General features: G+C 70.7%; 13 protein-coding genes. 6 read left to right on the top strand and 7 right to left on the bottom strand.

The features are described 5' to 3' along the window. Positions 1 to 30 precede the first annotated feature (30 nt). Positions 31 to 588, top strand: a complete 558-nt coding sequence (locus H1W00_RS09075; protein ID WP_181755411.1) for a LemA family protein — start codon at positions 31 to 33, stop codon at positions 586 to 588. Positions 589 to 858: 270 nt separating this feature from the next. On the opposite strand, the gene H1W00_RS09070 is transcribed toward H1W00_RS09075, so the two are convergent. Together H1W00_RS09070 and H1W00_RS09065 are read right to left on the bottom strand one after the other, a co-directional pair. Continuing rightward, positions 859 to 1953, bottom strand: a complete 1095-nt coding sequence (locus H1W00_RS09070; protein WP_181755410.1) for a branched-chain amino acid aminotransferase — start codon at positions 1951 to 1953, stop codon at positions 859 to 861. Between the two features lie 41 nt (positions 1954 to 1994). After that, positions 1995 to 3053: a 3-isopropylmalate dehydrogenase gene (locus H1W00_RS09065; RefSeq protein WP_181755409.1), complete on the bottom strand. Its 1059-nt coding sequence runs from the start codon at positions 3051 to 3053 to the stop codon at positions 1995 to 1997. Positions 3054 to 3537: 484 nt separating this feature from the next. Between H1W00_RS09065 and H1W00_RS09060 the strand changes: the two genes are divergently transcribed. Together H1W00_RS09060 and H1W00_RS09055 are read left to right on the top strand one after the other, a co-directional pair. Continuing rightward, positions 3538 to 4101, top strand: coding sequence for an O-methyltransferase (locus H1W00_RS09060; protein WP_153302825.1), 564 nt, complete (start codon positions 3538 to 3540; stop codon positions 4099 to 4101). A gap of 80 nt (positions 4102 to 4181) precedes the next feature. After that, on the top strand, positions 4182 to 4616 hold the full coding sequence (locus tag H1W00_RS09055; RefSeq protein WP_181755408.1) for an aromatic ring-opening dioxygenase LigA: 435 nt from the start codon (positions 4182 to 4184) through the stop codon (positions 4614 to 4616). 12 nt (positions 4617 to 4628) lie between these two features. Here H1W00_RS09055 and yczE read toward each other — a convergent pair whose 3' ends face one another. Next, positions 4629 to 5231, bottom strand: a complete 603-nt coding sequence (gene yczE, locus H1W00_RS09050; RefSeq protein ID WP_181755407.1) for a membrane protein YczE — start codon at positions 5229 to 5231, stop codon at positions 4629 to 4631. Between the two features lie 188 nt (positions 5232 to 5419). Here yczE and yczR point away from each other — a divergent pair, with 188 nt between their 5' ends. The 3 genes from yczR (at position 5420) to H1W00_RS17065 (ending at position 9341) form a co-directional block, all read left to right on the top strand. After that, entirely contained in the window at positions 5420 to 6865 is a 1446-nt protein-coding gene (yczR, locus tag H1W00_RS09045; protein ID WP_181755406.1) for a MocR-like transcription factor YczR, read from the top strand. 95 nt (positions 6866 to 6960) lie between these two features. Beyond that, a complete protein-coding gene (locus H1W00_RS09040; RefSeq protein WP_181755405.1) occupies positions 6961 to 8448 on the top strand; it encodes an APC family permease in 1488 nt (495 codons plus the stop codon). Further along, positions 8445 to 9341, top strand: coding sequence for a universal stress protein (locus H1W00_RS17065; RefSeq protein WP_181755404.1), 897 nt, complete (start codon positions 8445 to 8447; stop codon positions 9339 to 9341). Before H1W00_RS09040 ends, H1W00_RS17065 begins: the two co-directional genes overlap by 4 nt. A 74-nt stretch (positions 9342 to 9415) precedes the next feature. Here H1W00_RS17065 and ilvC read toward each other — a convergent pair whose 3' ends face one another. The 4 genes from ilvC to H1W00_RS09015 form a co-directional block, all read right to left on the bottom strand. Continuing rightward, entirely contained in the window at positions 9416 to 10441 is a 1026-nt protein-coding gene (ilvC, locus tag H1W00_RS09030) for a ketol-acid reductoisomerase (RefSeq protein ID WP_181755403.1), read from the bottom strand. A gap of 67 nt (positions 10442 to 10508) precedes the next feature. After that, positions 10509 to 11039 (bottom strand): acetolactate synthase small subunit, encoded by a 531-nt coding sequence (ilvN, locus tag H1W00_RS09025; RefSeq protein WP_078698484.1) that lies wholly within the window; start codon positions 11037 to 11039, stop codon positions 10509 to 10511. Continuing rightward, positions 11039 to 12814, bottom strand: a complete 1776-nt coding sequence (locus H1W00_RS09020) for an acetolactate synthase large subunit (RefSeq protein WP_181755402.1) — start codon at positions 12812 to 12814, stop codon at positions 11039 to 11041. The genes ilvN and H1W00_RS09020 overlap by 1 nt, the downstream gene beginning before the upstream one ends. Before the next feature lie 252 nt (positions 12815 to 13066). Then, positions 13067 to 13612, bottom strand: coding sequence for a GNAT family N-acetyltransferase (locus H1W00_RS09015; RefSeq protein ID WP_181755401.1), 546 nt, complete (start codon positions 13610 to 13612; stop codon positions 13067 to 13069).

The raw sequence follows: 13612 nt of genomic DNA, 5'->3' as shown, positions 1-13612 counted from the left end.
CTCGACCAGTTCCCGACTTCGGAGGTACCCGTGCTGATCTGGATCATCGTCGCGATCGTCGTGGCCGTCGCGCTGTTCGGGGTCGTGGCGTTCAACCGCCTGCGCACGGCCGACATCGGCGCCCAGGAGGCCCTCAGCGGCATCGACGTCCAGCTGACCCGGCGTGCCGACCTCATCCCGAATCTGGTCAACACCGTGAAGGGCTACGCAGCCCACGAGCGGGGTGTCTTCGAGGAGGTCACCGCGGCCCGCGCCGGCGTGCAGCAGGCCGCCGGCTCCGGCTCGGTGGAGCAGCGGGCCACGGCCGACGCCCGGCTCGAGCGCGCACTCGTCGACGTGATGGCCGTGGCCGAGGCGTACCCCGACCTCAAGGCCTCGGCGAACTTCCAGCAGCTGCAGACCGAGCTGAGCGACACCGAGAACAAGCTCTCGTTCGCCCGCCAGTACTACAACGACGCGGTCCGCGCGCTCAACGAGCTCGTGCGCACGATCCCGTGGATGTTCTTCGCGGGCGTGGCCGGCGTCAAGGAGCGCACCTTCTACGACGCCCCCGCCGACCAGGAGATGCCGCCGGCCGTGCAGTTCTGACGGATCTCGATACGCCGCTCGCTGCGCTCGCGAGCTACTCGATCACCGGGCCGGGCGGTCGACTAGCGCTCGCGAGCTACTCGATCACCGGGCCGGTAGTCGAGCAGCGTCCGCGAGCCACTCGAGCACCGGACCGGGCGGCCGCGTAGCGTCCACGAGCTACTCGATCACCGGGCCGGTGGTCGAGTACCGCTCGCGAGCTACTCGATCACCGAGCCGGTGGTCGAGTAGCTGGGCGAGGAACGAGCCCGCGTATCGAGACCCGAGAGGTCAGACCGCGCGGGTCATCCAGCCGTGGCGGTCCTCGGCGCGGCCGTACTGGATGTCGACGAGAGCGGCGCGGATGTCGGCGGTCACCTTGCCCGGCTCGCCCTCGGCGCTGACGACCTCGCCGCCGTCCCACTTGAGCTTGCCCACCGGGGTGACCACCGCGGCCGTGCCGCACGCGAAGACCTCGGTGATCGTGCCGTCGGCCACGCCGTCGCGCCAGTCGTCGATCGAGACCTTGCGCTCGATGACGTCGTGGCCGAGGTCCTGGGCGATGGTCAGGATCGAGTCACGGGTGATCCCCTCGAGGATCGAGCCGCTCAGCTCGGGCGTGACGATCGACCCGTCGGAGTGGACGAAGTAGAGGTTCATGCCGCCGAGCTCCTCCACCCACTTGTGCTCGACGGAGTCCAGGAACGCGACCTGGGCGCACCCGTGCGAGGCCGCCTCCTGCTGCGGAAGCAGGCTCGCGGCGTAGTTGCCGCCGCACTTGGCCGCACCCGTGCCGCCTGCACCGGCGCGGCTGTACTCGCTGGACAGCCAGATGTCGACCGGCTTCACGCCCTCGGCGAAGTAGGCGCCGGCCGGTGACGCGATCACCGCGTAGGTGACGTGCTGGCTGGGCCGGACGCCGAGGAAGACCTCGGAGGCGAACATGAAGGGCCGCAGGTAGAGGCTGCGCTCCTCGCCCGTGGGCACCCAGTCACGGTCGGCCTCGATGAGCGCCTTCACCGAGCCGGTGAACCACTCGACCGGCAGCTGCGGCAGCGCCAGGCGCGCCGCGGACCGCTGCAGGCGGGCCGCGTTCGCCTCGGGACGGAACAGCCACACCGAGCCGTCGGCGTGGGCGTAGGCCTTGAGTCCCTCGAAGATCTCCTGCGCGTAGTGCAGGACCGCGGTGGCGGGGTCGAGGGACAACGGGCCGTAGGGCACGACGCGGGGGTCGTGCCAGTCCAGCTCGGGCGTCCACTCGGTGAGGAACATGTGATCGGTGAAGTGGTTGCCGAAGCCGGGATCGGCGAGGATCCCGGCGCGCTCGGCGGAGCTGCGCGCGTTCGGATTGGTCTCGATCCGGGGGGTGAACGCGGGGGTGGTCATGGCGGACACGATAGTCCTTTCGGTGGTGGAGGGGATGGTCGTCAGGCGACCGATACCGCTCCGGCCACGCGCGACGCGATGGCCTCCCCCACCTCCTGCGTGGACCGCGGCTGACCCGCGCGCGCGGCGATGTCGGCCTCGACCGCCTCGGTGATCCGCTGGGCCTGCTCGGCGTGGCCGAGGTGCTCCAGCAGCAGACCGGCCGACAGGATCGCGGCGGTCGGATCGGCCTTGGACTGGCCGGCGATGTCGGGCGCCGAGCCGTGCACGGGCTCGAACATGCTGGGCGACGTGCGGTCGGGGTTGACGTTGCCGCTCGCGGCCAGGCCGATGCCACCGGTGATGGCGGCGGCGAGGTCGGTGAGGATGTCGCCGAACAGGTTGTCGGTGACGATCACGTCGAAGCGCGCCGGGTCGGTCGCCAGGAAGATCGTGGCGGCGTCGACGTGCAGGTAGTCCACCGTGACGTCGGGGAACTCGGCGGCGACGGCGTCGACCGTGCGGCTCCACAGGTGACCCGCGTGGACGAGCACGTTGTTCTTGTGCACGAGCGTGAGCTTGCGACGCGGGCGCGCCTGGGCGCGGGCGAAGGCGTCGCGGACGACACGCTCCACGCCGAAGGCCGTGTTGAGGCTGACCTCGGTGGCGACCTCTTGGGGCGTGCCGACGCGGATCGCACCGCCGTTGCCCACGTAGGGGCCCTCGGTGCCCTCGCGGACGACGACGAAGTCGATGTCGCCCGGGTCGGCCAGCGGGGTCGGGACGCCGGGGAACAGCTTCGACGGCCGCAGGTTGACGTAGTGGTCCAGCTCGAACCGCAGCCGCAGCAGCAGGCCGCGCTCCAGCACGCCCGAGGGGACGGACGGGTCGCCGACGGCGCCGAGCAGGATCGCGTCGTGCCCGCGAATCTCCTCGAGCACGGAGTCCGGAAGGGTCTCGCCGGTGGCGTGCCACCGGCGGGCACCGAGGTCGTACGCCGTGCGCTCGAACGTGAGTCCGGCGTCCTGCGCGACGACGTCGAGAACCTTCAGGGCCTGGTCGGTGACCTCGGGGCCGATGCCGTCACCGGCAACGACCGCGAGCGAGTAGGAGCTGGTCATGGGTCCATCCTAGAACGGTCGATCTCAGATACTGAAACTCGGGTCTCGCCATCCGGTCATCAGTTGTCCTCGGGCGTCCCGTCGAAATCGGCGTCGTCGCGCAGGTGCGCGGGTCCCCATTCGATGACAGTGGTCGGATCGAACATGAGTGCTCCTCTGAAGTGGCAGTGGTGTGGTCGGTGCGGGATCCGACGGGACCGACGACCCTGCGGGGCCACGTGCTGCGACGGGTGACGTCGATCAGCGTTTCAGAGGAGGAGAACCAGGTCCTGGTCCAGAACATCTGCTGCAGAGTCGTCGAGCCAACGCCGAAACTCCGCGGCAGGTGTGGCCCTAGGAGGTCCTGCCGCGGCAAGCGATGAGTACGAGCTGCTTCCGCATGGCCGCGAGCATACACGGCGATCCGGGCCGCTGTCAGGGGGTCCGCGCGTCTCAGTGATCGTCCTGGCCCGCCGGGGCGACGATGACGTGGAACACTGGCCCCATGAGCGCACCGGCTGAGGTTCCCGATCTGGTCGCGCGCGCCCTGGACCTCTCCCGGCGCCGCGGCTTCATCACCTCGACCCGCAGCGAGACGGGCCGGCTGCTCGCGACCCTGGCCGCCACGCGCCACGGCACCCTCGCCGAGCTCGGCACCGGCTGCGGCGTCGGCTCCGCCTGGCTCTCCAGCGGCGCCCCCAAGGGCGCCCACATCGTCACCGCCGAGCTCGATCCCGGCCTGGCCGAGGACGTGCAGGGCATCTTCCACGATGCCGCGAACGTCGAGGTGACCTGCGGCGACTGGACCGTGCTGGAGCAGTACGCCCCGTTCTCGCTGCTGTTCGTCGACGTCCGCGACGTGATGGCCAGCATCGACGTCCTCGCCGACCTGCTCGAGCCCGGTGGCATCGCGGTGCTCGACGACTTCGTGCCGTCGCCCTTCTGGCCGCCGATCGTCGACGGCCAGGTCGACTCCGTGCGCGAGCAGTGGCTCACCGACGAGCGCTTCATCGCCGTGGAGATGCTCATCGACCCGGACGCCAGCCTCATCATCGCCACCCGTCGCTGAACGCGCCACGACGGCTGACCCTTCCCGTCCCCTACTGTCGGCCCAAGAGGGCCGTTGAGGCCCCGACGGAAGGAATCACCATGTCCGATCCGACCCCCACCTACGCCACCACTCCGCGCCACAAGGGCGTCCGCACCGTCGGACTGCTCTCGATCATCGCCGGCATCGTGCTGATCGTCGCCGGGGCCGCCACCTGGTGGGTGGTGACCGACCAGCTCTCCGCGCAGAACATCACCGTGTCCGAGGACGCCGAGTGGTTCGGCGGCGACGAGGTCAACGGCCCCCTCACCGCCTACTCCCAGGCTCAGATCATCGACAAGCACGCCCTCGAGGCCACCGGCGGCAAGACCTACGCCGAGCTCGAGCAGGACGACCCGCTGCGCGAGACGGCGATGAACGCGTCGTTCCTGCGGGCCTCGCTGTTCACCTCCGTCGTGGCCTACGGCGTGGCGCTCTTCGCCGCGGGCATGGGACTGATGTGGATCCTGATGGGCTGGGCGCTGCGCAAGCTCTGACCTGCGCGAGCGTCACGCCGCGGCCGGCTCGGCGGCCGTGGCCTCGCGGACCTCGAACCAGGGCAGGAAGAGCTGCACGATCGGTCCGATCGTGAGGGCGTAGAGCACGGTCCCGAGGCCCACGGTGCCGCCGAGCGCGAAGCCCGTCACGAGCACCACGACCTCCAGCCCCGTGCGCACGATGCGCACGCTCGCGCCCGTCCGGCGGACGATCCCCGTCCACAGGCCGTCGCGCGGACCCGGGCCGAGTCCGGCACCCACGTACATCGCACCGGCCAGGCCGTTGCCCACCACGCCGGTCACGAGCATCAGCACGCCGAGCGCGAGGGTGGACGCCTCGGGCAGCATCGCCAGCGTGACGTCGGCGGCCACCCCGATCACCAGGACATTCGCCACGGTGCCGATCCCCGGGCGCTGGCGCAGAGGGATCCAGGCCAACAGCACCAGGGCGCCCACCACGATCACGACCTGCCCGAAGGTGAGGTCGACGTGGTGCGTCACTCCCTCGTGGAAGACGTCCCACGGGTCCAGCCCGAGCCCCGCGCGCACCATCAGCGCCATGGTCGCGCCGTAGAGCCACAGGCCCACCACGAGCTGGACGAGCCGGCGCGTCATCGACGCTCCCCGACGCGTCGGGCGATCGGTGCGTTCGGGATGCGGCGCAGGCCGTCGCGCCGCACGGTTCGGACGGTGGCGACGCAGCCCCACACGGCGAGGGCGAGTAGGAGGATGCACAGGATCACCCTCTCACTGTGCGCTTGATTGGACTTCATTTCCATGGCCAATTCTGACAAAGTGGCTTCATGGCCTCTGCACCGCCCCTGTCCGCGCGCCGGCTCGCCGCGATGCTCGGCCCGTCCGAGTCCGGCTCGGGCCCCGCGTACCGCCGTCTCGCGACCCAGATCCGCGGCGCCGTGATGGACGGGCGCATCCCCACCGGGACGACGCTGCCCAGCGAGCGCTCGCTCGCCGAGGCGACCGGACTGAGCCGCACCACGACCACGCGGGCCTACGAGGTGCTGCGGGAGAGCCGGCTCGTCCGCACCCGGCAGGGCTCGGGCACGACGGTCGAGCTCCCGGTCGGGGCGGCGGGCTCGACCAGCATGCTCGCGCGCTCGCCGCGCCACGACGGGATCGCCCTCACGGCTGCCGCCTCCGAGGCGCCCGACGGCTTCGCCGCGCTCATCCAGCGGGCGATGACGAGCCTCCCGGCCCTGCTGGCAACCGACGGCTACCTGCCCGACGGCCTCCCCGTGCTGCGTGAGCGTCTCGCCGCCCGCTACACCCGCGACGGGCTGCCGACCGACCCCGACCAGATCGTCGTGACCACGGGGGCGCAGAGCGCGCTGTCGCTCCTCGTCTCGGTGCTGGTGCGGCCGCGCGACCGCGTCCTGGTGGAGGGCTGCGGGTACCCGCACTCGTTCGATCTCGTGTCGCGCGCCGGTGCGCGCCTGATGCCGCTCCCGACCGGGGAGGATCCCTGGCCCGTCGAGGAGATCGCCCGCCTCGCCCCCGCGGCCTCCCTGGCGCTGCTGGTGGTGGACTTCCACAACCCGACCGGGCGCCTCATGCCGTCGGCCACGCGTCGCGAGGTGGCCGGGATCCTCCAGCGGGCGGGCGTCACCACCATCGTCGACGAGACCCTGCGCGACGTGAGCCTCGGCGACACTCCCCTGCCCGAGCACTACGCCGTGCACGACCCCGGCGCCGTCCTCGTGGGATCTGCGGCGAAGTCCCTCTGGGGCGGCCTGCGCATCGGCTGGATCCGCGCCCCGAGGAGCCTGGTCCCCCGGCTCGTGCAGGCGCGGATGATCCGCGACCTCGGTACGGCCGCGCTGGACCAGCTCGTCATGGCCACGGCGCTGGAGGACGGCGACCTCGACCTGGCGGCCCGGCGGGCCGAGCTGCGCCACCGGCGCGACACCCTCATCGCCGCGGTGGAGTCCCGGCTGCCCGACTGGTCGATCACGCGTCCCGATGGCGGCCTCACGTGCTGGGCGACCCTCCCCGCCCCGCTCAGCTCGGCCCTCGTCGCCGTCGCCGAGGACGAGGGCCTCACCCTCACGCCGGGCCCACGGTTCTTCGCCACCAACCCCGCGGCCGGTGAACGCCGGCTGCGCCTGCCCTACGCCCTCGGACCCGACCTCCTCGAGGACGCCGTGGAGCGCCTGGCCCGCGCGTGGGACCGGGTCACGAGCGGCCAGTCGGGCACGGCACGCGACCCCGACGCGGTCGACCTCATCGCCTGACCCGCGCTCCGTCGAATTGCGGGGTCCCTCCGGACCCCGCAAAGTGCTGTGCAGGCCATCGCCCCGCCGGGGCACGACCCGCGGAGGAGCAGCGCATGGATGTCCTACGGAAGAAGAGCGTCGACGACGTCATCCACCAGAACGACGAGCTGCCCGAAGGCGCCGCCGAGGAGCACGGCCGGCTCAAGAAGCACCTCGGACCGCTCGACCTCATCGGCTTCGGCATCGGCATCGTCATCGGCACGGGCATCTTCACGCTCACGGGCCTTCAGGCGAAGGAGAACGCCGGCCCGGCCGTGATGATCTCGTTCCTCATCGCCGGAGCCGTCGCCCTGATGGCCGCCCTCTGCTACGCCGAGCTGGCCTCCGCCGTGCCGACGGCGGGCAGCTCGTACACCTACAGCTACACGACGATCGGCGAGATCTTCGCCTGGATCATCGCGTGGGACCTCATCCTCGAGTTCGCCCTCGGGTCGGCGGTGGTCGCGCGAGGCTGGTCCGGCTACGTCGCCGGCGTCTTCAACCTCCCGGAGAAGTGGTTCGCGGAGGAGGGCTCCGTCGTCAACGTCGGGGCCATCTTCATCGTGCTGCTGCTGGGCTGGGTCGCCATGCGCGGCATCCGCGAGTCGGCCTGGGTGACCAACGGCCTCGTCGTCATCAAGGTCCTGGTCTGCCTCTTCGTCATCGCCGTGGGCGCCTTCTACGTCAACACCGGCAACCTCGTGCCCTTCATCCCGGAGTCGCAGCCCCCGGCCGGCGGCTCCTCCAGCAGCCTCCACGCGCCGCTGTGGCAGTTCCTCACGGGCGTCGAGCCGGCGCCCTTCGGCATCCCGGGCATCTTCGTGGCCGCGGCCGTCGTCTTCTTCGCCTACTCGGGCTTCGAGGCCGTCGCGAACCTCGGTGAGGAGACCCGCAAGCCGGAGCGCGACATGCCGATGGGCCTGCTCGGCACGCTCGCGATCTGCACCGCGCTCTACGTCGGCGTGTGCATTGTCATCACCGGCATGGTGCACTACTCCGACCTCTCGGAGGGTGACGCCGTCGCCGACGTGTTCGACCAGGTCGGCCTGGAGTGGGCCGGCATCCTCATCGGCGTGGCCGCGATCGCAGGACTGACCTCGGTGATCCTGGTGGACCTCGTCGCGATGCCGCGCATCGGCTTCGCGCTGGCCCGTGACGGGCTGTTGCCGGAGGCCTTCCGCCGCATCCACCCGACGTGGGGCACGCCGGTGCTGATGACGGGGCTGACGGTGGTGGCGGTGGCGCTGCTCGCCGGACTCGTCCCGATCTCGGTGCTCGCCGAGATGGTGAGCATCGGCACGCTCTTCGCGTTCGTCGTGGTGGCCATCGCGGTGATCGTGCTCCGGCGCACCCAGCCCGAGATGAACCGGCCGTTCCGCACGCCGTGGGTGCCGTTCCTGCCCATCGTCACGGTCGCGTCCTGCATCGGCCTGATGGCGAGCCTCAAGGTGGACACGTGGCTGCGTTTCATCGTGTGGCTGCTGCTGGGCTTCGTCGTCTACTTCGCCTACGGCTACCGGCACTCGCGGCTCAACCGTGCCCGCCAGGGTGATCCCGCGTGAGCGTCGTCGTCGGCTTCGGCAGCGACACCCGGAGCCTCGCCGCGCTCGACCTGGCCGCCGAGTTCGCCCGGACCACCGGCGAGGAGCTCGTCATCACGAGCGTCGTCCAGGACAGCTGGGACGCCCTGCGCGACTTCGCCGGGGTGGACGACGAGTGGCGCCGCTCCGTCCGGGACCAGGCGGGTGAGGCGCTGGCGACGGCTCGTGACCACCTCGGCGACGAGGCCGAGGTGGTGACGGTCTCGCGCACCGCCTCGTCCGTGCCGCAGGCGCTGCTGGACGAGAGCCGCGCCCGCGACGCGCGCCTCGTGGTGGCCGGCTCGGCATCGCACGGCGCGCTCGGCCGGATCGCCTTCGGCAGCACGAACGGCCGCCTCGCGCACAGCTCGGCGATCCCGGTGGCGCTGGCGCCGCGCGGCTTCCGCGCCAACGAGGGCGGCATCGAGCGCCTGGTCGTGGCCGTCGACCCCACCGCCTCCGATGCCGCGCTGGACGCGCCGATCGCCTCGCTCGCGACCTGGCTCGGGGTGCCCGTGGAGATCGTGACCTTCGCCGTGCGGAGCGGCTCGCGGACCGCGTTCGCCGCCTTCTCCGACCAGGGCGTCCGCGAGGCTTGGTCGACGCTCGTGCGCACCCACCAGGAGCAGCTGGCCGACGGCATCCGCAAGCTGGCGCCGGAGACGGACGTCACCACCACGCAGGTCACCTCCGCCGAGCGCTGGTCACTGGCGCTGGAGTCCTTCGAGTGGCGTCCGGGCGACCTGCTCGCGGTCGGGTCCAGTCGTCATGGTCCGGTGGCCCGCGTCTTCATGGGCTCCACCGCGACGCGGATCGTCAACCACAGCCCGGTCCCGGTGATCCTGCTCCCCCGGCCTCGTGCGCAGGCCTCCTGACCCCGAACGCACGAACGCGGCGCCCCGCACGACGTGAGTCGGACGGGACGCCGCGCTCGGCGACGGGACGAGGCTCAGCGAGCCGCGCTGCCCTCGGTGTAGTCGTCGTCGGCCTGCTTCCACGAGAAGTGCGAGCGCAGGGCCTTGCCGGTGGCCTCGATCGGGTGACCGGCCTCCTTCTCGCGCAGCTCGAGGAACTCCTTGCCGCCGTTGTCCTGGTCGGCGATGAAGCGCTCGGCGAAGGCACCGGACTGGATGTCGCCCAGCACCTGCTCCATGCGCTCCTTCACGCCGGCGTCGATGACGCGCGGACCGGAGACGTAGTCGCCGTACTCGGCGGTGTCGGAGATGCTCCAGCGCTGCTTGGCGATGCCGCCCTCCCACATGAGGTCGACGATGAGCTTGAGCTCGTGCAGCACCTCGAAGTAGGCGATCTCGGGCTGGTAGCCGGCCTCGGTGAGCGTCTCGAACCCGGCCTGGACCAGGTGGGACACGCCGCCGCACAGCACGGCCTGCTCGCCGAAGAGGTCGGTCTCGGTCTCCTCGGTGAACGTGGTCTTGATGACGCCGGCGCGCGTGCCGCCGATGCCCTTCGCGTAGGAGAGGGCGACGTCCCAGGCCTGCCCCGAGGCGTCCTGCTCGACCGCGATGATGTCCGGGATGCCACGGCCGGCGACGAACTCGCGACGCACAGTGTGACCGGGGGCCTTCGGGGCGACCATGATGACGTCGACGCCCTCGGCCGGCTTGATGTAGCCGAAGCGGATGTTGAAGCCGTGGCCGAACACCAGCGTGTCGCCGGCGGTCAGGTTCGGGGCGATCGACTCGGTGTAGACGTGACGCTGGACTTGGTCGGGCGTGAGGATGACGATGACGTCGGACTCCTCGACCGCCTCGGCGACCGGGAGGACGCGCAGGCCCTCGGCCTCGGCCTTCGCCTTGCTCTTGCTGCCCTCGGCCAGGCCGATGCGGACGTCGACGCCCGAGTCGCGCAGGTTGAGCGCGTGGGCGTGACCCTGGCTGCCGTAGCCGATCACCGCCACGTTCTTGCCCTGGATGAGGGACAGGTCGGCGTCGTCGTCGTAGAACAGTTCAGCCACGATGGGGTTCTCCTTGGTTGGGGGTCGAAGGCGCAGGTGCGTGCGCCGGCGCAGTTCTGGGGTGGGCTCAGCCCGCGGCGGTGCCGGGGACGGTGCGCAGCGTGCGGTCGGTGATCGACCGCGAGCCGCGACCGATCGCGACGCGTCCGGACTGGGCGATCTCGCGGATGCCGAAGGGCTCGAGCACGTTGAGCATCGCCGTGAGCTTGCCGGCGTCGCCCGTGGCCTCGATCGTGACCGACTCCTGGGCCACGTCGACGACCTTGGCGCGGAACAGCTGCACGGTCTCGAGGACCTGGCCGCGGGTCTGCTGGTCGGTCTTGACCTTGATCAGCATCAGCTCGCGCTCGACGGCGTTGCCGGAGTCGAGCTCGACGATCTTGAGGACGTTGACCAGCTTGTTGAGCTGCTTCGTGACCTGCTCGAGCGGCAGCTCCTCGACGTTCACGACGATCGTCATGCGCGAGATCTCGGGGATCTCGGTGGGACCGACCGCGAGGGAGTCGATGTTGAAGCCGCGTCGCATGAACAGGCTCGACACGCGAGCCAGGACGCCGGGCGTGTTCTCGACGAGCACGCTGAGGGTGTGTTGGGGCATCAGAGGTCCTCGTCTTCCCATTCGGGGGCGAGATCGCGAGCGATCTTGATGTCGTCGTTGCTGGTGCCGGCGGCGACCATGGGCCAGACCATCGCGTCGCGCTCGACGACGAAGTCGATCACGACGGGCACGTCGTTGATGCTCATCGCCTTGGCGATGACCTCGTCGAGCTCGTCCTCGCTCTCGCAGCGCAGGCCGATGCAGCCGTAGGCCTCGGCGAGCTTGACGAAGTCGGGGATCCGGCGGGCGCCGATCGACTCGGGACCGGTGTTCAGGTCGGTGTTGGAGTAGCGGCCCTCGTAGAAGAGGGTCTGCCACTGGCGCACCATGCCCAGCGAGGAGTTGTTGATCACCGCGACCTTGATCGGGATGCCCTCGATCGCGCAGGTGGCCAGCTCCTGGTTGGTCATCTGGAAGCAGCCGTCGCCGTCGATGGCCCAGACGACACGGTCGGGGTCGCCGACCTTGGCACCCATCGCGGCGGGCACGCCGTAGCCCATCGTGCCGGCACCGCCGGAGTTGAGCCACTGGCGCGGGCGCTCGTACTGGACGTAGTGCGCGGCCCACATCTGGTGCTGACCGACGCCCGCGGTGTAGATCGCCTCGGCGCCGGCGGCCGCGTTGATGCGCTCGATCACGGTCTGCGGCGCCAGGCCCTCGGAGGGCTTGTCGTACGCCACCGGGAACTGAGCCTTGACGTTGAGGATGTAGTTGCGCCACGCGGTGTAGTCGCCGGTGAGCTCATCGTCCTGCGACTGCTTCTGCAGGGCGCGGATGAGGTCGGCGATGACCTCGCGGGCGTCGCCCACGATCGGCACGTCGGCGACGCGGTTCTTGCTGATCTCGGCCGGGTCGATGTCGGCGTGGATCACCTTGGCGTCGGGCGCGAACGTGTCGAGGTTGCCGGTGACGCGGTCGTCGAAGCGGGCGCCGAGGGTGATCAGCAGGTCGGAGCGCTGGAGGCCGGCGACCGCGGCCACCGTGCCGTGCATGCCCGGCATGCCCAGGTGCAGCTCGTGGGAGTCGGGGAACGCGCCGCGTGCCATCAGCGTGGTGACGACGGGGATCTGGGTCAGCTCGGCGAGCATCTTGAGCTCGGCCGACGCGTCGGCCTTGATGACGCCGCCGCCGACGTAGAGGATCGGCTTCTTCGCCTCGGCGATGAGGCGGGCGGCCTCGCGGACCTGCTTGTTGTGCGGGCGCGTGGTGGGCCGGTAGCCCGGCAGCGCGAGCTCGTGCGGCCACTCGTGGGTGGTGACGGCCTGGAGCGCGTCCTTGGCGACGTCGACCAGCACGGGCCCGGGACGGCCGGTGGAGGCGATGTGGAAGGCCTCGGCCACGACGCGCGGGATCTCGGCCGGGTCGGTCACGAGGAAGCTGTGCTTGGTGATTGGCATCGTGATGCCGCGGATGTCGGCCTCCTGGAAGGCGTCCGAGCCGATGACGCTGCTGGCGACCTGTCCGGTGACGGCGACGATCGGCACCGAGTCGAGGTAGGCGTCGGCGATCGCGGTGACGAGGTTCGTGGCGCCGGGGCCCGAGGTGGCCATGCACACGCCGACCTTGCCGGTGGCCATGGCGTAGCCCTGTGCGGCGTGACCCGCACCCTGCTCGTGACGGACCAGCACGTGGCGGATCGAGGAGTCGTACAGCGGGTCGTAGGCGGGCAGGATCGCGCCTCCGGGAATCCCGAAGATGACCTCGACCCCGGCCTTTTCCAGCGATCGGACGAGGCTCTGCGCCCCGGTCATCGTCTCCGGTGCCGTCTCGGTCATGGCCCTACCCGTCTCGTCTGCCGGCCACCCCGTGATCGCGGCCGGTGCTCGGTTCCCCATCGTATTCCCTGCTTCTCGTCGTCCATTCACTGCATGAAAAAACCCCCGGCCGTGAGGCGACGAGGGCGAGACGCGCGGCGAGGTGCCGTGCGTCAGTGGACTACGAGAAGCAGCGCGTGCATGGAACCAGTGTGCGCCGCGGACGCGAAGTGGTCAAGTTGTGAGATTCCGTGTCCACCATACGGACGCGGGTCAGTCCGTGAAGGCCGCGAGAGCAGCCGCTGAGAGGGTCCGGTCGGCGTAGACCAGCCGGACGCCGCCGGGCACCTCGCGATCGGGCCCGCGCCACACCTGCGTCATCCCGGCCCGCTCGGCGGTGCGACGCGACGCCTCGTTGTGCTCCAGCAGGTAGGCCACGATGGGCGCCTCGGGATCGTACGAGGCGGCCGCCTCGAACGCGGCCCGCACGATCTCCAGCGCGTATCCCTGGCCCTGGTGGTCAGGGGCGAGCCGGTAGTAGAGATTCCAGACTCCGGTCGGGCGCAGCCGCACTCCCCCGATGCCCACCAGCTCACCGTCGCTGCGCCGCCGCGCCGTCCAGTAGCCGAGGCCGTCCCGCTCCCAGTCCGCGGTGTACATCTCGAGGTCGGCACGGGTCCGCTGCTCATCGGTGTGCACGCCGGAGGGCAGGTGCGTCCAGACCCGCGGGTCCGCGTGCAGCGTGTGGAGCTCGGCGAGGTCAGCGAACGACACCGCGGACAGGTCGAGCCGCTCGGTGGTCAGGCTTGTGAAGTCCAT

It is taken from the genome of Aeromicrobium phoceense (genome assembly GCF_013868155.1).
In the GTDB taxonomy this organism is placed as follows: Bacteria; Actinomycetota; Actinomycetes; order Propionibacteriales; family Nocardioidaceae; genus Aeromicrobium; species Aeromicrobium phoceense.
The sequence above is the reverse complement of the archived record's forward strand: the minus strand, read 5'-3'. Positions and strand labels throughout refer to the sequence as shown.